The sequence below is a fragment of the Leclercia sp. W17 genome (assembly GCF_003336325.1).
GTDB lineage: Bacteria > Pseudomonadota > Gammaproteobacteria > Enterobacterales > Enterobacteriaceae > Enterobacter.
Genome location: NZ_CP031101.1, coordinates 2523477 through 2545217, shown reverse-complemented (window position 1 = coordinate 2545217; position 21741 = coordinate 2523477). Strand labels below are relative to the sequence as shown.

The 21741-nt window shown below is 59.4% G+C and carries 21 protein-coding genes; 11 read left to right on the top strand and 10 right to left on the bottom strand.

Annotated features, from left to right (window positions below):
- Nucleotides 1-13 precede the first annotated feature (13 nt).
- On the top strand, nt 14-679 hold the full coding sequence (locus tag DVA44_RS12420) for a MarC family NAAT transporter (RefSeq protein ID WP_103824447.1): 666 nt from the start codon (nt 14-16) through the stop codon (nt 677-679).
- Between the two features lie 39 nt (nt 680-718).
- On the opposite strand, the gene DVA44_RS12415 is transcribed toward DVA44_RS12420, so the two are convergent.
- Nucleotides 719-1909, bottom strand: a complete 1191-nt coding sequence (locus DVA44_RS12415; RefSeq protein WP_114387113.1) for a sugar transporter — start codon at nt 1907-1909, stop codon at nt 719-721.
- 175 nt (nt 1910-2084) lie between these two features.
- Between DVA44_RS12415 and DVA44_RS12410 the strand changes: the two genes are divergently transcribed.
- A complete protein-coding gene (locus DVA44_RS12410) occupies nt 2085-2873 on the top strand; it encodes a PhzF family phenazine biosynthesis protein (RefSeq protein WP_114387112.1) in 789 nt (262 codons plus the stop codon).
- 17 nt (nt 2874-2890) lie between these two features.
- Entirely contained in the window at nt 2891-3688 is a 798-nt protein-coding gene (locus DVA44_RS12405) for a PhzF family phenazine biosynthesis protein (RefSeq protein WP_114387111.1), read from the top strand.
- Here the strand turns inward: DVA44_RS12405 and DVA44_RS12400 are convergent.
- The 7 genes from DVA44_RS12400 to DVA44_RS12370 all read right to left on the bottom strand — a co-directional run bounded on the left by DVA44_RS12400 (nt 3685) and on the right by DVA44_RS12370 (nt 10255).
- Nucleotides 3685-4221 carry a DUF924 family protein gene (locus DVA44_RS12400; protein WP_114387110.1) on the bottom strand — a complete coding sequence of 179 codons (537 nt, stop codon included), beginning with the start codon at nt 4219-4221 and terminating at the stop codon, nt 3685-3687. The genes DVA44_RS12405 and DVA44_RS12400 overlap by 4 nt on opposite strands.
- Before the next feature lie 179 nt (nt 4222-4400).
- Nucleotides 4401-5078: an SDR family NAD(P)-dependent oxidoreductase gene (locus DVA44_RS12395; protein WP_114387109.1), complete on the bottom strand. Its 678-nt coding sequence runs from the start codon at nt 5076-5078 to the stop codon at nt 4401-4403.
- 1 nt (nt 5079) lies between these two features.
- Entirely contained in the window at nt 5080-5550 is a 471-nt protein-coding gene (locus DVA44_RS12390; RefSeq protein ID WP_114387108.1) for a YhcH/YjgK/YiaL family protein, read from the bottom strand.
- The gene (locus DVA44_RS12385; protein ID WP_114387107.1) at nt 5547-6716 is read right to left on the bottom strand and encodes an exo-alpha-sialidase; all 1170 of its coding nucleotides are present in this window, start codon (nt 6714-6716) and stop codon (nt 5547-5549) included. Before DVA44_RS12385 ends, DVA44_RS12390 begins: the two co-directional genes overlap by 4 nt.
- A 1-nt stretch (nt 6717) precedes the next feature.
- The gene (locus tag DVA44_RS12380; RefSeq protein ID WP_114387106.1) at nt 6718-8130 is read right to left on the bottom strand and encodes a sodium:solute symporter family protein; all 1413 of its coding nucleotides are present in this window, start codon (nt 8128-8130) and stop codon (nt 6718-6720) included.
- A 77-nt stretch (nt 8131-8207) separates the two neighbouring features.
- Nucleotides 8208-9092: a dihydrodipicolinate synthase family protein gene (locus DVA44_RS12375; protein WP_114387105.1), complete on the bottom strand. Its 885-nt coding sequence runs from the start codon at nt 9090-9092 to the stop codon at nt 8208-8210.
- A gap of 17 nt (nt 9093-9109) precedes the next feature.
- On the bottom strand, nt 9110-10255 hold the full coding sequence (locus DVA44_RS12370) for an iron-containing alcohol dehydrogenase (RefSeq protein ID WP_103824437.1): 1146 nt from the start codon (nt 10253-10255) through the stop codon (nt 9110-9112).
- Between the two features lie 169 nt (nt 10256-10424).
- Here DVA44_RS12370 and DVA44_RS12365 point away from each other — a divergent pair, with 169 nt between their 5' ends.
- Genes DVA44_RS12365 through DVA44_RS12355 form a run of 3 tightly spaced genes read left to right on the top strand, consistent with a single transcriptional unit; the run spans nt 10425 to nt 13387 of the window.
- On the top strand, nt 10425-11645 hold the full coding sequence (locus DVA44_RS12365) for a four-carbon acid sugar kinase family protein (RefSeq protein ID WP_114387104.1): 1221 nt from the start codon (nt 10425-10427) through the stop codon (nt 11643-11645).
- A complete protein-coding gene (locus DVA44_RS12360) occupies nt 11638-12624 on the top strand; it encodes a D-threonate 4-phosphate dehydrogenase (RefSeq protein WP_114387103.1) in 987 nt (328 codons plus the stop codon). The genes DVA44_RS12365 and DVA44_RS12360 overlap by 8 nt, the downstream gene beginning before the upstream one ends.
- Before the next feature lies 1 nt (nt 12625).
- A complete protein-coding gene (locus tag DVA44_RS12355) occupies nt 12626-13387 on the top strand; it encodes a DeoR/GlpR family DNA-binding transcription regulator (protein WP_103824434.1) in 762 nt (253 codons plus the stop codon).
- Between the two features lie 4 nt (nt 13388-13391).
- Here DVA44_RS12355 and DVA44_RS12350 read toward each other — a convergent pair whose 3' ends face one another.
- Nucleotides 13392-14336: an L-lactate dehydrogenase gene (locus DVA44_RS12350; protein ID WP_114387102.1), complete on the bottom strand. Its 945-nt coding sequence runs from the start codon at nt 14334-14336 to the stop codon at nt 13392-13394.
- Between the two features lie 150 nt (nt 14337-14486).
- Between DVA44_RS12350 and DVA44_RS12345 the strand changes: the two genes are divergently transcribed.
- Nucleotides 14487-14969: a GNAT family N-acetyltransferase gene (locus tag DVA44_RS12345; RefSeq protein ID WP_114387101.1), complete on the top strand. Its 483-nt coding sequence runs from the start codon at nt 14487-14489 to the stop codon at nt 14967-14969.
- Here the strand turns inward: DVA44_RS12345 and DVA44_RS12340 are convergent.
- The gene (locus DVA44_RS12340) at nt 14923-15801 is read right to left on the bottom strand and encodes a LysR family transcriptional regulator (RefSeq protein ID WP_114315000.1); all 879 of its coding nucleotides are present in this window, start codon (nt 15799-15801) and stop codon (nt 14923-14925) included. The genes DVA44_RS12345 and DVA44_RS12340 overlap by 47 nt on opposite strands.
- 99 nt (nt 15802-15900) lie before the next feature.
- Here DVA44_RS12340 and sad point away from each other — a divergent pair, with 99 nt between their 5' ends.
- From sad to DVA44_RS12320, 4 genes are all read left to right on the top strand, one after another.
- Complete coding sequence (gene sad / locus DVA44_RS12335) at nt 15901-17283, top strand: succinate-semialdehyde dehydrogenase (RefSeq protein ID WP_114387100.1); 1383 nt, start codon at nt 15901-15903, stop codon at nt 17281-17283.
- A 257-nt stretch (nt 17284-17540) separates the two neighbouring features.
- Nucleotides 17541-19118 carry a methyl-accepting chemotaxis protein gene (locus DVA44_RS12330; RefSeq protein ID WP_114387099.1) on the top strand — a complete coding sequence of 526 codons (1578 nt, stop codon included), beginning with the start codon at nt 17541-17543 and terminating at the stop codon, nt 19116-19118.
- A 63-nt stretch (nt 19119-19181) separates the two neighbouring features.
- A complete protein-coding gene (gene glsB / locus DVA44_RS12325; protein WP_114387098.1) occupies nt 19182-20108 on the top strand; it encodes a glutaminase B in 927 nt (308 codons plus the stop codon).
- 162 nt (nt 20109-20270) lie between these two features.
- Nucleotides 20271-21722 carry a GGDEF domain-containing protein gene (locus tag DVA44_RS12320; protein WP_114387097.1) on the top strand — a complete coding sequence of 484 codons (1452 nt, stop codon included), beginning with the start codon at nt 20271-20273 and terminating at the stop codon, nt 21720-21722.
- The last annotated feature ends 19 nt before the right edge of the window (nt 21723-21741 follow it).

Below are 21741 nucleotides of genomic sequence, written 5' to 3'. Positions count from 1 at the left end.
ACAACTCAGTAAAATGGTTGATTTAATTAAAGCAATTGGGCTTGGGCTGGTGGTATTACTGCCGCTGGCTAACCCGTTAACTACCGTTGCGCTGTTCCTGGGTCTGGCGGGCGATATGAACCGTGAGCAACGTAACCACCAGTCCCTCATGGCATCCGTATACGTCTTCGCGATCATGATGGTGGCGTACTACGCCGGGCAGCTGGTCATGAACACCTTCGGGATCTCTATTCCCGGCCTGCGTATCGCGGGTGGGCTGATCGTTGCTTTTATCGGCTTCAGAATGCTGTTCCCGGCGCAAAAAGCGACGGATACCACCGATGCGCAGGACGCGCTTGAGGAGAGGCCGGGTAAAGAGGTGCCGAATATCGCCTTTGTGCCTTTGGCGATGCCAAGCACCGCAGGGCCGGGCACCATTGCGATGATCATCAGCTCTGCCTCAACGGTGCGTAGCGGGTCAACTTTTCCGGAATGGGTGGTGATGCTTGCGCCGCCGCTGATCTTCGCCCTTATCGGCGTGATCCTGTGGGGCTGTCTGCGCAGCTCCGGCGCCATTATGCGCTGGGTGGGCAAAGATGGTATCGAAGCGATTTCCCGCCTGATGGGCTTCCTGCTGGTCTGCATGGGCGTGCAGTTTATCATTAACGGCGTGCTGGAAATTATCCAGACCTACCCCTAATCATTGAACCGGGTGGCATTCCGCCACCCGGTCGCCTCACTAGCCGTGATGGGGCTGCTCTTCCAGTGCGACAGGCCATTTGCGGAAAATCAGTACCGACCAGATTAACGCCGCCAGCGCCGGTATCGCCCCCAGATAGCCAATTGATGCCATCGACAGATGCAGGCTTATCTGATTCCCCACCAGCGCACCTGCGCCAATCCCCAGATTGAAAATGCCGGAAAAGAGCGCCATCGCCACGTCGGTGGCATCGGGCGCCAGCGCCAGCACTTTAACCTGCATCCCAAGACCAATAATCATGATCGCCACGCCCCAGACCAGGCTCAGCAGCGCCAGATGCATTTCACTCCCGGAGGCGGGAAGCAGAAGCAGCAGACACGCCAGCAACAGGCCAATAGCGCTGCTGACAAGCGTAGAGGCGTGACGATTGCCGAGCTTACCGAACAGCAGGCTGCCGATAATGCCGGCGCCGCCCAACAGCAACAGCAGTACCGTGGCAAAGCGGGCGCTGAATCCGGCAACCGACTGCACAAACGGCTCGATATAGCTGTAGGCGGTGTAGTGCGCAGTCACCACGACGACCGCCAGCAGATAGAGACTCATCAGCGCAGGGCGACGCACCAGCAGCGGCAGGCTTTTCAGGGAGCCGGAGTGCTCGCTCGGCAGTTTCGGCAACAGTTTGATCAGACACAGCAGGGTGAACAGCGCCCCGAGGCCGATAATGAAAAAGGTGGTACGCCAGCCAAAATATTGCCCGACAATGCGCCCCAGCGGCAACCCGAGCACCATTGCCAGCGCGGTGCCGGTCGCCAGCAGGCTCAGCGCCTGAGCGCGCTTCCCGGCAGGGGCCAGACGGATAGCCAGCGAGGCGGTAATCGACCAGAAAATGGCGTGGGCAAACGCAATCCCGATCCGGCTTATCACCAGTACCGTAAAGTTCCATGCCAGGAACGAATGGCTGGCGATAAACAGCACGAACAGGCCGATCAGCAACGCGCGGCGCTCAATCTGGCTGGTGAGCAGCATAAAGGGGAGCGACATCAGCGCCACCACCCAGGCGTAGATGGTGAGCATGATCCCCACCTGCGCCGTCTCCATGCCGAAGCTGCTGGCGATGTCCGAAAGCAACCCGACAGGGACGAACTCCGTGGTGTTAAAGATAAATGCGGCGACGGCGAGCGTCACCACCCGTAGCCATGCGACCCGGCGGGAAACTGTGTTGGTTGTCATAGGAATGTCAGGGATTGGTTACGTATATGAGGTGTTTTGATCTTAAAACCATCACTGATGGAAATACAATCATTTTGTGATGCAGATCTCACTGTGGTGGCAAAGTAATCGCTGGTGAAATCGGTTATTTTCCATGAATATAGGATGCAACATTAAGTTAACAGTAGGTAGAGCGATGCAGGAAATTGAGTTTTATCTCGTTGATGCGTTTAGCGATAGCGCATTTGGCGGTAATCCGGCGGCAGTGTGCCCCCTCGCGGAGTGGTTGCCGGATGAGACGCTGCTGAAGATGACGCAGGATCATAACCAGTCGGAGACCGCCTTTTTTGTGCGCCATAAAGGTGGCATCGAGCTGCGCTGGTTTACCACCCACGGCGAGGTCAACCTCTGCGGCCACGCGACGCTTGCCACCGCCTGGGTGTTGTTCAACGAGATGGACTATCCCGATGCCCGGATCCATTTTGATACTGCTTCCGGCAGGCTCACCGTCAGCCGCGACGGTGACTGGTTAACCCTCGATTTCCCGGCCTGTCCGACGGAGGCCCAGACCCCACCGCCAGAGATGCTCCATGCGCTGGGGATTGACCGTTATGTCGAGGCCCGTAAGGGACGTGCCTGGGTGCTGGTGCTGGAAAACCGTCAGCAGGTTGAGGCGGTTACGCCTGATATTCAGGCCATGACCCCCGGCGAGCAAAAAGTGTCGATTACCGCCCGGGGCGAGGGCGAATACGATTTTGTCAGCCGCTTTTTCTCGCCGGGCGTGGCATTGTGGGAAGATCCGGTCACCGGCTCGGCGCATACCATGTTGATCCCATACTGGAGTGAAAAGCTGAACAAAACCTCGCTGTTTGCCCGCCAGGTCTCTGCGAGGGGTGGCGATGTGCGTTGTGAACTGAAGGGCGACCGGGTGCTGATGAGCGGCAAGGCATCACTCTACATGAAAGGTCATCTGTTTTTACGCTAATAACAAGGGTTAACCCAATGAAAGAAATAGCATTCTATCTGGTCGATGCGTTTAGCGACCGCGCATTTGGTGGGAATCCTGCAGCCGTTTGCCCTCTGGAGGCGTGGCTGCCGGATGAGATTCTGTTAAAGATGGCACAGCAGCATAATCAGTCGGAGACCGCTTTTTTCGTGCGCACCGATAGCGGTTTTGAGCTGCGCTGGTTTACCACGCTGCATGAAATTAACCTGTGCGGTCACGCCACGCTTGCCAGCGCCCACGTGATTTTTGAATATCTCGATTACCCGCACACGGAGATCGTCTTCTCCACCCGCTTTGTCGGCGAACTGCGGGTTAAGCGCAGTGGCGACTGGCTGACGCTGGACTTCCCGGCATGGGGTTGTGAGGCGGTGGAAAACCCACCCGAACTGCTGTTCAGCACCCTGGGTATCCGCGAGGCGAAAGAGGTGCGGGCAGGGCGCGATTATATGGTAGTGCTGGAAAACCAGCAGCAGGTTGAGGCCCTAACCCCGGATATCGACGGCATGATGCCGCTGGGTAAGATGGTCTGCGTTACCGCCCCAGGGGATAAGTATGACTTTGTCAGCCGCTTCTTCTGCCCGGGCGAAGGGGTGGCGGAAGATCCGGTTACTGGCTCCGCCCACAGCATGTTGATCCCTTACTGGAGCGAGAAGCTGGGTAAAACCTCCCTACAGGCGCGGCAGGTCTCTCACCGCGGCGGCGATCTGCGCTGCGAGCTGAAGGGCGACAGGGTGTTGATTGGCGGGCAGGCGGCGCTCTATCTGAAGGGCACCGTTTTCCTCCGCACGCTTTAGAAGCCTTTGTTGTGCTTTAACCACTCCACCTCTTCAGGGGTGGAGCTTCTCCCCATAATGCTGTTGCGGTGCGGATAGCGGCCAAAGCGCGCAATAATCGCCCGGTGTTTGATTTCCGCATTGAGAAAACCCGGCTCATTCAGGGCGGTAAACAGCCGCTCTGCTTCCTGATGAATGACCCGTGATTCCGCATGCATCATCGGCAGTAGCGAGACGCCCTTTTGGTTGCTGTCCAGTTCATGCCACATCGGCTGATAAACCAGCTCCTGAGCCAGAATCAGGGCCATACCATCCTGCTGCCAGGCGCGGGGATCGTTGCGGTTCAGGTTACGCGAAAGCTGATCCAGCAAAATAATTTCCGCCAGCCGTCCGTGCGGCCTGTCCCGCCAGTGAAATAGCTCCCCCCGGCAGGCGGCCTGCCACAACGGGTAGAAGCGATGTTTGCACTGGGCGTCAAAATCATCGTTACGGGAAAACCAGAGCGCCTGGTGTTGGTCGTGAAACCAGAATTCAAGAAGCGGGGTGTATTCCATGGCAGCTCCGGCGTTGGGGATAGTGGTTAAAACGTAGCACAATTGTTGCTCACTCTCTGTGGGAGAGGGGCACTCATTACCCTCGTCGGCATCGCCCGGCGGCGCTGCGCTTGCACGGACCTACAACCCCCCGTTGGCCGGGTAAGGCGCAGCCGCCACCCGACTAAAGGCCGCACAATCTACCCCAACGACGCCCCCCCGCACAGCACCAGCTCCTGCCCGGTGATGGGCGCGGCCTCGGCGCTCAGCAGGTAGTTCACCATTGCCGCCACCTCTTCCGGGGCGATGAGCCTTCCCATCGGCGGCATTTTTGGCGGTGACGTTTCCCGCCCCGGCGCGCTCAGCATCGGCGTCTGGGTTGCTCCCGGCGCAACCACGTTAGCGGTGATCCCCCGCGGCGCCAGCTCTGCCGCCCAGCTGCGCACCATGCCTACCAGTGCCGCTTTGGTGGCGACATACTGCGACCGGCCCGCGGCGCCGCGAGAGGTACGGCTACCGATAGCTACCAGCCGTCCACCGGCGCTCATCCGTGGGGCAAAGTGGTTGAACAGGATCTCGGCGGCGTGAATATGCAGCCCCCACAGGCGGGCGCTGACTGCCGGATCCAGCTCACCGAGCGGGGCGGCAGCCATCATCCCAGCGGCGTGAATAATCGCCTGTGGCACCGGAAGGGCGTTGAGCGCGGCAGAAATAGTGACAGTGTCACTTAAATCGACGCTCAGGCTGGTGAAGTTAGGATGGGCGTTGTCTACCCCGCGACGGCTGATGCCCGTTACCTGCCAGCCCTCGGCCAGCAGGCGGTTAACGATCGCTTCGCCGATGCCGGAGCTGGCTCCCGTGACGATGGCTGAACGCATATCACCCCTCCAGCAGCGCGCGCGGCACTTTAAACACCGCCTTGCGCACAGTCATGGGTTCATCCACGGCACATAATGCCTGATGGGGCTCCCCGGGCAGGAACACCGCGAAATCGCCGGCGCGCAGGGTGATACTCACCGGATGCACCGCACCGGGAGCGATAAAGAGATCCGGCTTCCGCTCTTCATCGCCCGCCTGGGCCAGCGACTGCATGCCAGCGTTAATGATCTCTTCACCCGCCAGCACCACCTGAATATCGGCCCACTGATGGTGATATTCAGTATGGCGCTCGGCCTGCGGCTGGGTCTGCGCCGGGCCGATATGACAGAACCACGTACAGCCTTCCGGCTGCCAGCGTCCGTCATTCCGGGCGGTTAGCGCCGCCAGAGTGCACTCCGGGCGATGGAGGATCTCACGGAGAGCGCAGGGCAGCCCTGCCAGCGGCAGGGCGTTAAGGTGACCGATAATCACTGTTGCGACTCCTTCACCCATTCCGGCGATACGCACACATATTTGATCGCCTGACGGAAATACGTGTAGGCGATATGCAGCGTGCCGTCGGAGCTCTGCTTGATGCTGGGATAGGAGAACTCACGGTTGAGCTTCTCCAGCGAGTTGTTGGTCATGCAGTAGCCGTCGCCTTCGTCGAGATTGCGCTGCCAGGGCCAGCTTTTCCCGCCGTCGTTGGATATCGCCACCGTCATCGGCGCGCGCGGTGCGCCCCAGAACGCGGCGCGGCCATCGGTCACTTCCGGCTCTTTACGCCCGTCGCCGTCGTCGATCTCGTCATACAGCGAGGCGCGACGCTCCAGCGCCCCCGCCGCGCTCATGTGGTTAAACACCAGCGCCAGCTCGCCGCTCGCAAGGGTGGTGACCTGAATCGATGAGTTGTTGTTCGGCAATTCAGTCGGCTCCGGCACCGACCAGCTTTCGCCGTTGTCCAGCGACTGGCTGATGTAGATATTATCCGCCCAGCGGCTGCGATACAGCGCCACCAGATTACCGTTTTTCAGCGCCGTGATGTTCATGTGCACGCAGCCCAGGCTCTCCGGCACCTCGACATCGCGCCAGCTTTTCCCCTGATCTTCCGAGATTTTCACCGCGCTGATGTCGTCGTTACCCACCCATTTTTCGCCCGGCTTAGTGCGGCAGTAGAAGACCGGCAGCAGCCAGTTGCCGTTCTCCAGCACCACGATGGGCTGGCGAATAAAGGTGCCGGGCTTATCGAGCAGGGTGGCGATCTCCCCCCAGCTCTGGCCCAGATCCTGCGACTTGCGGTAGCGCACGATGGCAGTATCCTGGTTGCCGGAGATCTGCGCGGTCCACAGCAGCCACAGCACATTGTCCGGGGCGAGGAACAGCACCGGGTTCTGCTCCGAGCGGCTGGCGTCGTCGGAGAGCTTCACCGCCGCGCTCCACTGATTGCTTCCGGGGGCCAGGCGCGACCCCCACACCGAAATATCAGCGATCCCTTCCTGGGTGCCGCCGAACCAGACGCACATCAGGGTGCCATCCGGCAGCGGCAGCAGATTGGCTGCGTGGTTCTGCGGGCAGGAAGAGGGCAGCATCGCCGTTTCCACGCGGGCATCCTCTGGCTGCGGGCGAACAATCCCGTCACGGGTTACGGTTACAGACATATCAGACTCCATTATGTTGAACAGGGGCAGGCGCTTTGCGATCCGCTTTATTCGGGATGATGCGGTCGAGAACCATAATCACCGCCGGGGTGATCAGCGCAATGTACATATTGTTAATACCAAACGGGTCGCCCAGCAGATACCACAGCGAGCTCATCACGCAGGCACCAATCAGGCCAGCATTGGCACCGCGGGTGCTTTTGAAGAACGGGGCGTAGAAGGCGATCACCGCCACCACCGAAATCGACAGACGAATGGCGCGAGTGAAGAACGACAGCTTCAGCACTTCCGGTACCAGCAGGACGAAGATCAGCGGCAGGAAGCCAATCAGCAGCGATAGCCAGCGGGTCGCTTTAAACTCCTGCTCCGGGGTCGGGTTGCGGTAGGGCACGTAGAAATCTTTTACCACCAGCGAGGCGATAGCCAGCGCCACGGTACTCACGCTGACAAAAATCGACGCCACAAGTGACGTTGTCACCAGGCCAGCCAGCCACGGATTCATATCCTGCAGGAAGATAGGCATGGCGTAGAGGCTGTCGATCTCCGGGTGCAGATACTTCGCCGCCACGCCAATCACCGCAATCGCCAGGGCAATCGGCAGACAGAAGAAGAAGGCGACCCAGGTGGAGCGTTTAGCTGATTTCACATCCTTGGTGGACGAGATGGCCTGGATAACGAACTGGGTACAGAAGATGGAGCCGATGGTGCCGATCAGCCAGGCGACAATGGTGCTGGCGCCGATGTTGCCGTCCCAGGTCCAGTAGTAGCTTGGCATCTGCTCAATCATAGGCGTAAAGCCGCCGGTTTTAGAGAGCGCGAAGCCCATGATGATCAGGATGCCGAAATATTTCAGGGCGCTGTGCAGCAGCGTCACCCAAGCCACCCCCTTCATGCCGCCAAAGGCGAAGTAGAAGGTACTGACAACCGCGGTAATAAAGGCTGCTACCGGCAGGTTGACCTTCAGTACGGTGGAGATCGCCGCCGCGCCGGAGACATAGTTGCCGACGTTTACCAGCAGCAGGGCGTAGATCATGATGATGGAGATGATGTTTTTGGTGCTGTTGCCGTACTTTTCGGCAATCGCGCCGGAAATGGTGATTTTGCCGGTGTTATAGATGCGCTTCACCAGCAGCAGGCCGAACAGCGGGAAGCCGATGGCTGCGCCAATCACCGACCAGGAGGCGGCAAAACCATCCTCGAACGCTGCCTGGGCGGTCCCGATGGTGGACTTAGCGCCGATATATTCAGACATCAGCAGGATCCCGACGATAAAGGCTGGCATCGCCCGGGAGCCTTCCATAAAATCACCGGTGTTTTTACTGCGTAACCGGAAGGTCAGCCAGGTGGTAAACAGAATGTAGACAATCACGATGCCTACGATGATCAGGGTATCTTCAGCGGTAAAATTGTTCATCTTTGCCTCTCTTCAGGGCGTAGGAAACCTGGGCACACCCGGTGCCCGGTATTCTTATGGACGAAATCAAACGCCGGTTACTGCAGTGACTTCGTCACTATCTGGCGGATCTGTTCAGTCTGTTGCGCATCGAAAGCCACCGCGTAGCGGCTTTCACCCACCTCTTCGCCCATCACCTGCAGCGCTTTTTTTACCGCCGCCGGAGAGAAGGCCACTTTATACAGATTCGTGCGCAGTTCAGTCACGCCATCCTGCGCCCGACGCGAGCCCTCAACATCGCCCGCATGGAAACGCGTCCAGATGGCGTTGATCGCCTCCGGCGCCACGTTCGCCAGCCCGGAAATACAGGCCGAACAGCCCTCAACAAAGCCCTGATGGATGAGCGAATCGGGGCCGTTGAGCACGTCAAAATCGTCGATATCCGCTACGGCTTTCAGGAACCCGCTCAGGCTCTCGTAGCTGCCTGCGCTGTCCTTAATGCCGATGATATTCGGGTGCGAAGCCAGCACCCGCGCGGTCTGCGGCTCAATGGTATTGCCGGTGCGCGCCGGGATGTTGTAGAGAAATACCGGCACCGTCAGGGCATCGGCGATAGCGGTGTAGTGGGCAATCAGTTCCGCCTGGGTCAGGGGAACAAACCATGGGGTGATTACCGAGACGGCATCCACGCCGAGGGTTTCGATCTGCTTGCCGAGACGAATAGTGGCGCGGGTGGAGATCTCCCCGATATGCGCCACCACCGGCGCACGCCCGCCGACCTCTTCCACGCAGGCGCGGGTGACGGCCACTTTTTCCTCTTCGGTCAGCACGAAAAACTCCCCATTGGTGCCGCCACAGAAAATGCCGTTACCCGCCGCCAGCTGACGCTGGATCTGGCGTTTCAGCCCCGGCAGATGCAGGGCGCCGTCGTCCGTAAAGGGGGTGACGATCGCCGTCAGCACGCCTTCAATCTTGTTACGCATTGTTCACTCCTTCGATATTAACGTTCGGGGAACAGGGTCTGGTAAATACCCTGTACCTCGGCATGGCTGACCTGACGCGGGGCGTTATTCATCAGGCGTTTTACGTTCAGGGCGGCATCGCTCAGGGAAGCGATATCATCCCGCGGGACGCCCAGCGTCTCGAGGTTGTCCGGTAAGTTCAGGCGACGCACCAGGGCGGCAAACCACTCCACCAGCGCGTGAGATTTCGCTTCCATCGACAGGGAGGTATCGGCGCCAGGCACCAGATCCCACACCTGGGCAAATTTTTCCACCGCGTCCGGGCGCACCACGCGCATGCAGGGCGCTAACAGGATGGCGTTCGCCACCCCATGCGGCAGGTGATATTTCCCGCCCAGCGGATAGGAAAGGGCATGCACCAGATGGGTTCCGGCATGGGCAATGGCCACGCCGCCGTAGTAGGACGCCCACAGCATTTCGAGCTTCGCCGCCAGGTTGTGCGGCTCGGCGCAGGCGGTTTCGATGTTATTGACCAGCTTGCGCAGACCAATCAGCGCTGCGTTATCGCTCACCGGATTCGCGACGGTGGCGGTAAAACACTCGATCAGGTGGCACAGGGCGTCGATCCCGGTCGAGGAGGCGATGTGCGGCGGCATGCTGGTGGTCAGTTCCGGCAGCAGCGCCACGTAGTCCGGCAGCAGCACCGGGGAGATGATGCCGATTTTGGTGCTCTGCTCTGGTATGGCGAGGATCGCGTTCGGCGTGGCTTCGGAGCCGGTACCGGCGCTGGCGGGAATCAATAATGAAGCAAGGCGCTGGGTGGGCTTTTCGCCTGCCAGCAGGGCGTCCAGCCCCGGCGAGGCCGGATGGCACAGCACGGAGAGCAGTTTCGCTACATCCAGTACGCTGCCGCCGCCTACGCCCACCACCAGATCAAAAGCGGTATCGTTGATGTCAGCCAGCAGAGCGTGAACATCGTGATGCGTGGGCTCTGGCGGCACGCGCTCAATCACGCTGACGCTGCGGTTATCGGCTTCCAGCAGGGCGCGGATAGCGCGGGCGGCCTCCAGACGGGCGATATTACCGTCGGTGACCAGTAAAAGGCGCGACTTGCCTGCCAGCAGTGGCGCGAGGGCCGGGATCGCACCCGCACCGCTGATTATCGTACTGTTAATGGTTAACACATTGCTCTCCTGTTGCTGTGTCTGTGATTGATTTCGCTCAAAACAGGCAATCACAGTCATCGTGTCTCTAAATTTATAATTTATTCGCAAACCGAATAACTTGATCTTGCTCACATATAATCAATCATGATTGAATATAATCATTAACAGGAACGACGAACCTTTGAGGATGAACGTGAACAACCTGAACAGAGAGATCGTGGTGATCGCCGACGACTTTACCGGTGCCAACGATGCGGGGGTGAGCCTGGCGCTAAGCGGCAAAAAAGTCAGCGTGGCGTTTCAGACGCCTTTTACCGACGACACCGATGCGCTGGTTATTAATAGCGATAGCCGGGCGATGAAGGCATCAGAGGCGGCTGAAAAACTGACGCAGTATGCGACCGACGTTCACGCGGCCAAGTGGCTGATTAAGAAAATTGACTCAACGCTTCGCGGCAACCCGGGCGCTGAAGTAGAGGCGCTGCTGAGGCTTAGCGGTAAGAGCCAGGCGATTATCGCCCCGGCATTTCCGGCCGCCGGGCGCACCACCGAAGAGGGCCTCTGCCTGGTGAACGGCGTGCCAGTGACGGAGACCGAGTTTGCCAGCGACCCGAAAACCCCGGTGCGCCACGCGCAGGTAGCGAAGGTGCTGGCGGAGCAAACCCGGCTTAAAAGCAGGGTGGTCACGCCGGCGGAACTTGCCACAGCGCTCGCGAGCGATGCGCGTCTGGTGATTGTGGATGCGCAGACCGACGCGGAGCTGGACCAGATTATCAACACGGCGTTTGCCTGCGATGAAAAGCCGCTGCTGGTGGGTTCCGCCGGGCTGTGCGATGCCCTGGCGCGCCGTCTTGCCACGCCGCGCCAGCTGCTGGCGGTTATCGGTTCGATGAGTGAAATTGCGCAAAAGCAGATCCAGCGCGTGCGCGACCAGCACAATGTCAGCACGGTATTAATTGATATCAATGATGTGTTTAACGGGACGATGGCGGGATACCAGCAGCAGATCGCCCAGGCGCTTGCGGCAGGCCAGCACTGCGTGGTGCATACCTGCGCTGACACCCAGGCACGGCATCAGATAGAGACGCTCTGCCAGCAGCACGGATTAAACCGCGCGGCGCTGGGAGAGACTATCAGCGCCTTTCTGGGTGCGTTGACGCGTAACGCGCTGGAGATCAGCCGCCCGGCGGCGCTCTATGTCTCCGGAGGAGACGTGGCGATGGCGGTTGCCAGCGCGCTCGACGCACAAGGTTTTGCCATTCGCGGACAAGTGGCGCAGTGCGTGCCGTTTGGTCGATTTTTGGGTTGTCGCTGGCAGGGGCCAGTCATGACCAAAGCGGGCGGTTTTGGTACTGAAACCACGCTGCTTGAGGTTTTGCATTTTATTGAGGAGAAGATGAGTGACTAATATCATTGCTGTAACGATGGGTGACCCGGCGGGCATCGGCCCGGAAATCATTATCAAATCCCTGACCGATGGGAAGCTCTCCGGCGCGCCTGTCGTGGTGGTGGGTTGCGCCCGTACCCTGCAACGGGTGCTGGAAAAAGGTATCACCGCGCCGGCAGAGTTACGTGTGATTACCCGCGTCAGCGAGGCACAGTTTGGCCCGGCGATCATTAACGTGCTGGATGAGCCGCTGGCGGACCCCGAAGCGTTACAGCCAGGCGTCGTACAGGCGCAGGCGGGGGATCTGGCCTACCGCTGCGTGCGTCGCGCCACCGAGCTGGCGATGGCGGGGGAAGTGAAAGCCATTGCCACCGCGCCGCTGAACAAAGAGGCGCTGCATCTGGCGGGCCACCACTATCCGGGCCATACCGAACTGCTGGCGCACCTGACCGACAGCAAAGATTACGCGATGGTGCTCTATACCGATCAGCTGAAGGTGATCCACATCACCACCCACATCGCGTTGCGCAAATTCCTTGATACCCTCAACCAGGATCGGGTAAAAACCGTGATTGGCATTGCCGATACCTTCCTCAAGCGCGTGGGCTACACCAATCCGCGTATTGCGGTGGCCGGGGTTAACCCGCACGCCGGGGAGAACGGTCTGTTTGGTGATGAAGAGATCAAGATTGTCGGCCCGGCCGTTGAGGCGATGAAGGCGAAGGGGCTGAATGTGTTCGGGCCGTGTCCGCCGGATACGGTGTTTATGCAGTGCCACGAAGGCATGTACGACATAGTGGTGGCGATGTATCACGATCAGGGCCATATTCCGTTAAAATTACTCGGTTTTTACGACGGGGTGAACATCACCGCCGGGCTGCCGTTTATCCGTACTTCTGCTGACCACGGCACCGCATTTGACATTGCGTGGACAGGTAAAGCGAAGTCTGAGAGCATGACGGTTTCTATCCAGTTAGCGATGCAAATCACACGGGAATAATATGAAGGGATATAGCCGGTTAGAACAGATAATGGACTACCTCAAAGGGCACAATCTGGTGACAGTGGATCAGCTGGTGGCGGCAACGGATGCCTCGCCTGCGACCATTCGCCGGGATCTGATTAAGCTCGATCAGGAGGGGGTCATCAGCCGCACCCATGGTGGCGTGACCCTGAACCGGTTTATCCCTTCCCAGCCCACCACCAGTGAAAAGATGCAGCGCAGCCTGGCGGAGAAACACGCCATCGCCTGCGCCGCCGCCAGCTTTGTTAAAGCCGGTGACGCGGTGGTGCTCGATGCGGGCACCACCATGATTGAACTCGCGCGCCAGCTGACCCATCTGCCGCTGCGTGTCATCACCAGCGATCTGCATATCGCCCTGTTTTTGTCAGAATTCAAGCAGATTGAGGTGACGATCATTGGCGGGCGCATCGACGATTCCAGCCAGTCCTGCATTGGCGAGCACGGTCGCCGCCTGCTGCAGAACGTCTGGCCGGATATCGCCTTTGTCAGCTGTAACGGCTGGGATCTGGAGCGCGGCATTACCTCGCCGACGGAAGAGAAAGCGGCCCTGAAGCGCGATCTGATTGCCAACGCCCGACGCCGCGTACTGCTCGCCGACAGCACGAAATATGGCGCCTGGTCGCTGTTTAACGTGGCGCATCTCAACTCCCTGACCGATATCGTCACCGATAAACGTCTGGATGAGAATGTGCAGCAGACCTTAAGCCAGCTGGATGCCACCCTGACCTTAGCGCCGTAACCCCTCAGGGCAGGCGGGCGATATTGGCCTTAATCACCTCTACCGAATGGCGGAACTTCTGCTGCTCCTCTTCCGCCAGTTTTAATTCAATGATCTGCTGGACGCCGCTCTGGGCCAGCACCGCCGGTACGCCAATCGCTACCCCATCAACGCCATACTCACCCTCCAGAATGCAGGAGATCGCCAGCGCCCGGTGGCTGCCGGTGAAAATATTGCGGCAGATTTCAGCGATGGTGGCGGCGATGCCGTACTCCGTGCAGCCCTTGCGGGCGTAAATCTCAAAGCCCTGTTTGCGCACGCGTTCGGCCAGCTCGTCAAAATCCAGCGTCTGGCCGGTATGGCGTTGATACACCTCGGCAATGGGTGAGCCATATACCGACGAATGGGACCAGACCGGGAACTGCGTATCGCCATGCTCACCCAGGATAAAGGCATCGATGCTCTGGGCGCCGATATCGAGCGCCTGCGCCAGGGTCCGCCGCAGACGGGTGGTATCCAGCCAGACGCCGGTGCCGATCACCTGATTACGCGGCAGGCCGGAGAGCTGCCACACCGGCCAGGTGATGATGTCGCACGGGTTGGTGGCAATCAGAAAGATGCCGTTAAAGCCGCCCGCCATCATCTGCGGAACAATGTTTTTCACAATGCTGGCCGTGGCGGTTAATTCATCCAGCCGCGTCTGTCCTGGCTTCAGGGCGCCGCCGGAGACGGTGATCACCGCGATATCCACATCGGCGCAGTCGCTCATCTCGCGGGTGGAGATGCTCATCATGCCGGGCATATAGGCGGCAGCATCCGCCAGATCCCAGGCGTGGCCTTCACTGCGGGCGTGGTTAATATCCACCAGCAGCAGCTCTTCGCAGATATTCTGGTTCAGCAGGGCGTAGGCAGCGGAGGCACCGACGTTTCCGGCCCCGATAATCATCACTTTGCGGGCTTTGGTGTTCATTGTTTTCCTGAGATGTTAACCGTGACTGTGCCCAAACTTACGCCGCAGTCGCGGGGGGCGCAATGGTCAGGCGCAGCTATAAGTTAAAAATATGCCGTTGCGTTTGTCGGCCAGCGTTATGGTGGAGAAAAACGACAAAAGGAGCCTGCCATGTATTCCATCACCTCTGAATCGCCCGCCCATCCCAACATCATCAACCTGATTGCCGCCCTGGACCGTTACCAGAGCGCGCTCTATCCGGCAGAGAGCAATCATCTGCTGGATCTGACCGGGTTGCCCGACCACGCCCTGATAATGATGGTGATCCGCGATCGCCAGCTCAACGCCGTCGGCTGCGGGGCGATCGTGCTGAACGGTGACGGCAGCGGCGAGATGAAGCGGGTCTATATCGATCCGGCCCACCGCGGACAGCAGTTGGGTGAAAAGCTGTTGGCGGCGCTGGAAGATGAAGCGCAAAGCCGCAGCTGCCACACCCTGCGGCTGGAGACGGGGATCAAGCAGCTTCCGGCCATCCGCCTGTATGAACGCTGTGGCTACCAGCTGTGCGAGGCGTTTCCTCCCTATGACCCCGATCCCCTGAGCCTGTTTATGGAGAAGATGCTGGTGGCTGACCTTCGTTTAGCAGCGCTATAAACGCTTCCAGTTGCCGGGTCATCGCGCCCCGGCGCCATACCAGCCAGGTGGTGAGCCAGCGCCAGTTTTCCGCCAGCGGCCAGGCGGCCACCTGGTGATGTCCGGGCATACTTTCCAGCATTGAACGGGGCATCAGCGCAATGCCCGCTCCGGCAATGACGCAGGCCAGCATCCCGTGATAGGACTCCATTTCGTGAATGCGCCCCGGCGTGGCGCGATCCGCATGAAACCAGCTCTCGAAATGGCGGCGGTAGGAGCAGTTGGCGCGAAAGGCATAGATATCGTGCCCGCTGATGTCGGCGGCCCGCGCAACCTTTGGATGCCCGGCAGGCACCACCAGCATCATCTCCTCCCGGTAGACCGGCATGCCCTCCAGTTCCGGGTGGTTTAATGGCCCGTCCACAAAGGCCGCGCTCAGCGTCCCTTCCAGTACCCCGTCAATCATTGTCCCCGAAGGGCCGGTCGCCAGCGCAAACTGAATGCGCGGGTAGCGCTGGTTAAACTGCGCCAGCGAGGCCGGGATACGCACCGCCGCGGTGCTCTCCAGCGACCCGAGGGTAAACAGCCCCTGGGGTTCATCACCGGCCACCACCATCCGCGCCTCATCCACCAGGGCGAGGATCTGTCGGCTATAGCGTAAAAAATTATGCCCTGCGGGTGAGAGGCGCAGCCGCTGGTTCTCGCGGATGAACAGCGCCACGCCAAGATCGGCCTCCAGCTGTTTGATGCGGGTGGTCAGGTTTGAGGGCACGCGATGCACTTTCTGCGCGGCCTGGGTAATGCTGCCGGTCTGGGCGACGGCGTTAAACATCTCCAGCTGGGTCAGATCCATAATGTTCTCGATTCGTGAATAAGGTGGTTATTATTATTCATTTTTAAGAAATAGCAGATCGCGCCACACTGTAGCAACTGTTAATACACGGAGCCGATCATGACGACACCTTCTGCTACCCATGCCCTGTCCATTAACCCGGCAAACGGCGAAACCCTGGCCGTCTGGCCGTGGGCGACCGCTACCGAGGTTGAACAAGCCCTTGCACAGACCGATACCGCTTTTCGCCAGTGGCGCAGCGTGCCGGTGGCGGCGCGTGCGCAAAAGCTACGCGATCTGGGCGCCGCGCTGCGCAACCGTGGCGAAGAGATGGCGCAGATGATCATGCGCGAAATGGGTAAACCCATCGCCCAGGCGCGCGGGGAGGTGGCGAAATCCGCCGGGCTGTGCGACTGGTATGCTGAACATGGCCCGGCCATGCTCAATACCGAGGCAACCCAGGTGGCGGACGCGGTGATTGAGTATCGCCCGCTGGGTCCGGTGCTGGCGGTGATGCCGTGGAACTTCCCGCTCTGGCAGGTGCTGCGCGGTGCGGTACCGATTATCCTGGCGGGCAACAGCTATCTGCTGAAACATGCCCCGAACGTGCTGGGCGCGGCGAACCTGATTGAAGCGATCTTTAACGACGCCGGATTCCCGCATGGGGTGTTTGCTCAGCTGAATGCCACCAACGACGGGGTGAGCCAGATGATTGCCGATCCGCGCATTGCGGCGGTCACCGTCACCGGCAGCCTGCGCGCAGGGGCGGCGATTGGTGCCCAGGCCGGGGCCGCGCTGAAAAAATGCGTCCTTGAATTGGGCGGTTCCGATCCCTTTATTGTCCTCAACGATGCTGACCTGGATCTGGCGGTGAAAGCGGCGGTGACTGGTCGCTATCAGAACACCGGGCAGGTGTGTGCGGCAGCCAAGCGCTTTATCGTCGAGGCGGGTGTTGCCGATGCGTTCAGCCGTCGCTTTGTCGAGGCTGCCGCGGCGCTGAAGATGGGCGCGCCTGATAACGAAGAGAACTACCTCGGCCCGATGGCGCGTTTCGATCTGTGCGACGAGCTGCATCAGCAGGTTCAGGCGACGCTGGCCGAAGGGGCGACCCTGCTACTGGGCGGCGAAAAGTTAGCGGGGGCAGGGAACTACTATGCGCCGACCGTGCTGGGGAATGTGACTCCAACGATGACCGCGTTTCGTCAGGAGCTGTTTGGCCCGGTAGCGGCGATTAGCGTAGCAACCGATGCCGATCACGCGCTTGCCCTGGCTAACGACAGCGATTTTGGGCTTTCGGCGACGGTCTTTACCGCCAATGCAGAGCTGGCCGACCGCTTTGCCCGCCAGCTTGAGTGCGGCGGGGTGTTTATCAACGGCTACAGCGCCAGCGATGCCCGCGTGGCATTCGGCGGGGTGAAGAAGAGCGGCTTTGGCCGGGAGCTGTCACACTTTGGCCTGCATGAGTTCTGTAATGTGCAGACGGTGTGGAAAGACCGGGTTTAACTTTGAGCCCATTGTTCCGCCGGGTGGCGCTGCGCTTACCCGGCCTACAAAACCTGTAGGCCCGCGCAAGCAAAGCGCCGCCGGATTTGACGTTGAGTCCGTATTCCTGCCGGGTGGCGCTGCGCTTACCCGGCCTACAGAACCTGTAGGCCCGCGCAAGCGCAGCGCCGCCGGGCGTCTGTCATCATTCTGAAATAGTTCTGTCATTTTCACTGCGTAGACTCGCCCACGTCTAAGTCATTGTTAATGAAGAAATCATGAACTTAATGCAAATTTTTCGCCGCATTACTCCCCGGCAGTTTGGTTTGTTGGCGGGGATTTTCTGTATCATCGGCCTCTTTTCCGCGTTGCAAATCTCTTCATCGGTTTTACTTTCCGTCTCCCTGCGCGATGCCCAGCGCAACGAACAGCGCAACCAGATGGCCTGGCTGCAACAGGCAAAGGTCGATCAGGCCCGCATCTCGTTGCTGGCAGCAAGCGATCTGCTTAACCGGGCGGGGGTTTATTTTATGCAGGATAAAGAGACCGGATCCGACGGCAGCTGGCACAGCCTGATGGACGAAGCGCAACAGGCGCTACGTGATTCTCAGCAGGCCTGGCAGGCGTGGCAGGCAATGAACCCGCCGCGGGATGAAGCACTGCTCAATAGCTACCAGTTGTTTTTCGACGCTATCCGTGAGCAGGCCGACGGGCTGGTCAACAGTCAGTCGATCGATGCCTTCTTTGCTGTACCCGCTCAGGCATTTCAGGCCGATTTTAATGACAACTATGCCCGCTATCAGCAGGCGAGCGCCCAGCGCGCCACGGAGGGGCGACAGCGGCTGACCGCCAGCCTGTCCGACCTGCAATCGCTGTTCCTGCTGGCCCCGGTTGTTCTGCTGGGGATTGCGGTTGCGGTGTGGTTTGCCATGTCCCGCTGGGTGATCGTCCCGCTGCGTCGCCTTATCGCCCATATTAATTTGCTGGCGGCGGGGGATCTCTCTTCGCCGCTACCCACCGTGACCCGGTTTAACCGCGAGATTGCGCAACTGGGCGGTAGCGTGGAGACGCTGCAAGAGGGCCTGCAACAGCTGGTGACCCAGGTCAGCGAGGCGACCACCTCGATGGTGACCAATATTGGCTCGCTGGCGCAAGGCAATCAGGATCTCTATCAGCAGTCTGCGCGTCAGGCGCAGGAGTTGAAAGAGGTGACCGCGCATATTGCCGCGCTGGAAACCCACGTTGAAGGAAACAGCGGCTATGCAAAACTGGCAAGCTCACGGGCGGACGAGGCGCGTGAGATGGCGGCAGGGGGAGACCGGATGATGGAGACGGTCAATGCCTCGATGGCCGCCATCGTGGAGCGCTCTTCGGAGATGCGCGGCATTGTGGCGATCATCGATAATGTAGCGTTCCAGACCAACATTCTGGCGCTGAACGCGGCCATCGAAGCGGCCCATGCCGGCAACCAGGGGCGTGGATTCGCCGTGGTGGCGCGGGAGGTGGGGCTGCTGGCGCGTAAAAGCAGCCACTCGACCCAGACCATCCAGCAATTGATCAACCACTCGTTGCAGGGCATTGAGGATGGCTCGAAAGCCGTCACCCGGCTGGAGGATAACCTCCAGCAGGTGATTGGCCTGGTGGGTAATCTTTGCAGTCTGCTGAATGAGATCTCCGTTGCCACCCTCAGTCAGGGCGAGAGTATTCACCGTATGACCAGCCAGCTTCAGGCGCTGAACCAGGTAGCTCGCCAGACCGATGCGCTGGTCAATACCGCCTCCGAAGCCTCCCAACGGCTGCATGATGAATCGGGCCTGCTGTTGCAGGCCGTCTCGCGGTTCCGACTGCCTGCCTGACGCCATCCATCAGCCTCTGTTATACTCGCAGGCCGTTTTTGGCCTGTGAGCAAGGAGCAACCGATGGCTGCGAACATCAATAATCAGATGCTGGACGCCATTCTGGCGCAAGTACGCCCCCTGTTGGGCAAGGGTAAAGTTGCCGATTACATCCCGGCGCTGGCCTCGGTCAATGGCAACAAACTCGGGATTGCCATCACTACGGTGGACGGGCAGCACTTTCAGGCCGGTGATGCCACCGAGCGTTTTTCCATTCAGTCGATTTCGAAAGTCCTGAGCCTGGTGGCGGCGATGCGTCAGTATGACGAGGATGAGATCTGGCAGCGGGTAGGGAAAGATCCCTCCGGTCAGCCGTTCAATTCGCTGTTGCAGCTGGAGATCGAACAGGGCAAACCGCGTAATCCGTTTATTAACGCCGGGGCGCTGGTGGTATGCGACATGCTGCAAAGCCGCCTGAGCGCACCGCGCCAGAGAATGCTGGAGATCGTGCGTCAGCTCTCCGGAGTAAGCGATATCGGCTACGATTCCGCCGTTGCCCGTTCGGAGTTTGAACACTCGGCGCGCAATGCGGCGATCGCCTGGCTGATGAAGTCGTTCGGCAATTTCCATAACGACGTGCCAACGGTGCTGCAAAACTACTTCCACTACTGCGCCCTGAAGATGAGCTGTGTCGAACTGGCGAAAACGTTTCTTTTTCTGGCTGCTCAGGGTTATGCCCCGCATCTCTCCGAGCCCGTTGTTACGCCGATGCAGGCCCGGCAGGTCAATGCGTTGATGGCGACAAGCGGGATGTATCAGAACGCCGGTGAGTTTGCCTGGCGGGTGGGGCTGCCTGCCAAATCGGGGGTAGGTGGCGGGGTAGTGGCGATCGTGCCTCACGAGATGGCGATTGCGGTCTGGAGCCCTGAACTGGACGACGCGGGGAACTCCCTGGCGGGCGTCACGGCGCTGGAACACCTGACTCAGCAGCTGGGGCGTTCAGTCTATTAAGCACTGCCTGTGCCGTCACTCTGACGGGGCAATTGATAAGCACTGCTAACTGGAAGATGATAGTTATCCCCTTAATGTGATATACATTAATCCCAAACTTTTAACATTCATCCGCGTGGATGTGTATTCAATGTTAAAAGCAAACCTATGGATTGATATTGCATGTCTTCTGCTCACGCCAGAACATTCACACTTTTTCAGCCGCACAGTCCGTTCCGAAACGCGGCGGGAATAGTGGTATTGACCACGCTGTTCTATTTTATCGGCGCGCAGCTTCGTCTGATGGAGTCGCTGTCGATGTTCTGGCCGCTCAATGGCGTGATGGCAGGGGTGTTTGCCCGCTACGCTTACCTGAACCGGCCTCGCTATTACGTGATGTCCTATATCGCCATGCTGGTATACGACGCCATCACCACCGACTGGGGCATCTCCTCGCTGGGCATTAACCTCTCGAATATGGTGTTTATTGTCACCGTAGCCCTGTTGGTCCAGCGCGACAAGCGACTGAAAAATCGCACCCCGGATCCGGTGAATGCCCTGCGGCTGTTTAACTATTGTCTGGTGGCTGCGCTGCTCAGCGCCCTGCTCGGAGCGGCGGTGGCGGGCGGGGTGGACAGTCGCGCCTTCTGGCCGCTGGTCGCCGACTGGTTTAGCGAACAGTTTTCTACCGGGGTATTGATTGTCCCCTGTATGCTGACCATGACCTGGCCCACGTTCAACCGGGCCATACGTGCCAGCCATTTGATGCCGGTGGTGTTACTGATTATCTCGGTGATGGCCTCGGTCGCAATCGGCGGGGCCGGTGCGCTGGCGTTTCCGCTGCCGGCGCTGATCTGGTGCGCGGTACGCTATTCGCTGCCAGCAACCTGTCTGTTGACCTTTGTCACCGGGACGGTGGAGATCACCCTGATTGGCAACTCCATCATCACCATCGTGGCAACCACGCCGCTCACCACCCCGATGATGTTCTCTGCCCGCCTGGGGATCGCCACTCTGGCAATCTGCCCGGTTATGGTCTCGGTCAGCATGGCGGCGATCAATTCCCTGATCCGCCAGGTTTCCCTGCGTGCCGATTACGACTATCTGACTCAGGTTTACTCCCGCTCCGGGCTGTATGAGGCGCTCAAAAATGTTGAAGGGAAGCGCAAAAGCCCGCGGCTGACCGTCATGCTGCTGGATATCGACTATTTCAAAAGCATCAACGACAACTATGGTCACGAGTGTGGCGATACCGTTCTGGCCGCTTTTGCGCGCAAAGTACAGGAGACGGTAGGTAACGCAGGACTGGTGGCGCGAATGGGCGGCGAAGAGTTTGCCGTGGTGGTGAACTCCGCTTCAGCCGGGCAGGCATATGCTCTGGCGGAGCGTATTCGTACCACGGTTGAACAACATCCCTTTAACTGGCGGGGGCAGATGCTGTTTTTAACCGTCAGTATTGGTCTGGGCAGTGGAAGGTCGGAGCCGTCACAGCTCACAGAGGTGTTTAATCGTCTGATGACTGAAGCGGATGATTATCTGTATCGTTCGAAAAAAGCAGGTCGAAATCGTACCAGCGCCCGAATGACAGAGATAAAAACTACCGAACAGGCGGTAGCGCCTTCGGAACAGCTGTAATCGTTTGCCAGGGCGCGGT

Excerpts from the sequence above, each read along its gene's own strand:
- sad (WP_114387100.1), top strand. The coding sequence starts at position 15,901 with ATGACGACACCTTCTGCTACCCATGCCCTGTCCATTAACCCGGCAAAC.
- DVA44_RS12330 (WP_114387099.1), top strand. The coding sequence starts at position 17,541 with ATGAACTTAATGCAAATTTTTCGCCGCATTACTCCCCGGCAGTTTGGT.
- DVA44_RS12400 (WP_114387110.1), bottom strand. The coding sequence starts at position 4,221 with ATGGAATACACCCCGCTTCTTGAATTCTGGTTTCACGACCAACACCAG.
- DVA44_RS12420 (WP_103824447.1), top strand. The coding sequence starts at position 14 with ATGGTTGATTTAATTAAAGCAATTGGGCTTGGGCTGGTGGTATTACTG.
- DVA44_RS12380 (WP_114387106.1), bottom strand. The coding sequence starts at position 8,130 with ATGAACAATTTTACCGCTGAAGATACCCTGATCATCGTAGGCATCGTG.
- glsB (WP_114387098.1), top strand. The coding sequence starts at position 19,182 with ATGGCTGCGAACATCAATAATCAGATGCTGGACGCCATTCTGGCGCAA.
- DVA44_RS12410 (WP_114387112.1), top strand. The coding sequence starts at position 2,085 with ATGCAGGAAATTGAGTTTTATCTCGTTGATGCGTTTAGCGATAGCGCA.
- DVA44_RS12365 (WP_114387104.1), top strand. The coding sequence starts at position 10,425 with ATGAACGTGAACAACCTGAACAGAGAGATCGTGGTGATCGCCGACGAC.
- DVA44_RS12340 (WP_114315000.1), bottom strand. The coding sequence starts at position 15,801 with ATGGATCTGACCCAGCTGGAGATGTTTAACGCCGTCGCCCAGACCGGC.
- DVA44_RS12320 (WP_114387097.1), top strand. The coding sequence starts at position 20,271 with ATGTCTTCTGCTCACGCCAGAACATTCACACTTTTTCAGCCGCACAGT.
- DVA44_RS12395 (WP_114387109.1), bottom strand. The coding sequence starts at position 5,078 with ATGCGTTCAGCCATCGTCACGGGAGCCAGCTCCGGCATCGGCGAAGCG.
- DVA44_RS12345 (WP_114387101.1), top strand. The coding sequence starts at position 14,487 with ATGTATTCCATCACCTCTGAATCGCCCGCCCATCCCAACATCATCAAC.
- DVA44_RS12355 (WP_103824434.1), top strand. The coding sequence starts at position 12,626 with ATGAAGGGATATAGCCGGTTAGAACAGATAATGGACTACCTCAAAGGG.
- DVA44_RS12415 (WP_114387113.1), bottom strand. The coding sequence starts at position 1,909 with ATGACAACCAACACAGTTTCCCGCCGGGTCGCATGGCTACGGGTGGTG.
- DVA44_RS12405 (WP_114387111.1), top strand. The coding sequence starts at position 2,891 with ATGAAAGAAATAGCATTCTATCTGGTCGATGCGTTTAGCGACCGCGCA.
- DVA44_RS12375 (WP_114387105.1), bottom strand. The coding sequence starts at position 9,092 with ATGCGTAACAAGATTGAAGGCGTGCTGACGGCGATCGTCACCCCCTTT.
- DVA44_RS12350 (WP_114387102.1), bottom strand. The coding sequence starts at position 14,336 with ATGAACACCAAAGCCCGCAAAGTGATGATTATCGGGGCCGGAAACGTC.
- DVA44_RS12385 (WP_114387107.1), bottom strand. The coding sequence starts at position 6,716 with ATGTCTGTAACCGTAACCCGTGACGGGATTGTTCGCCCGCAGCCAGAG.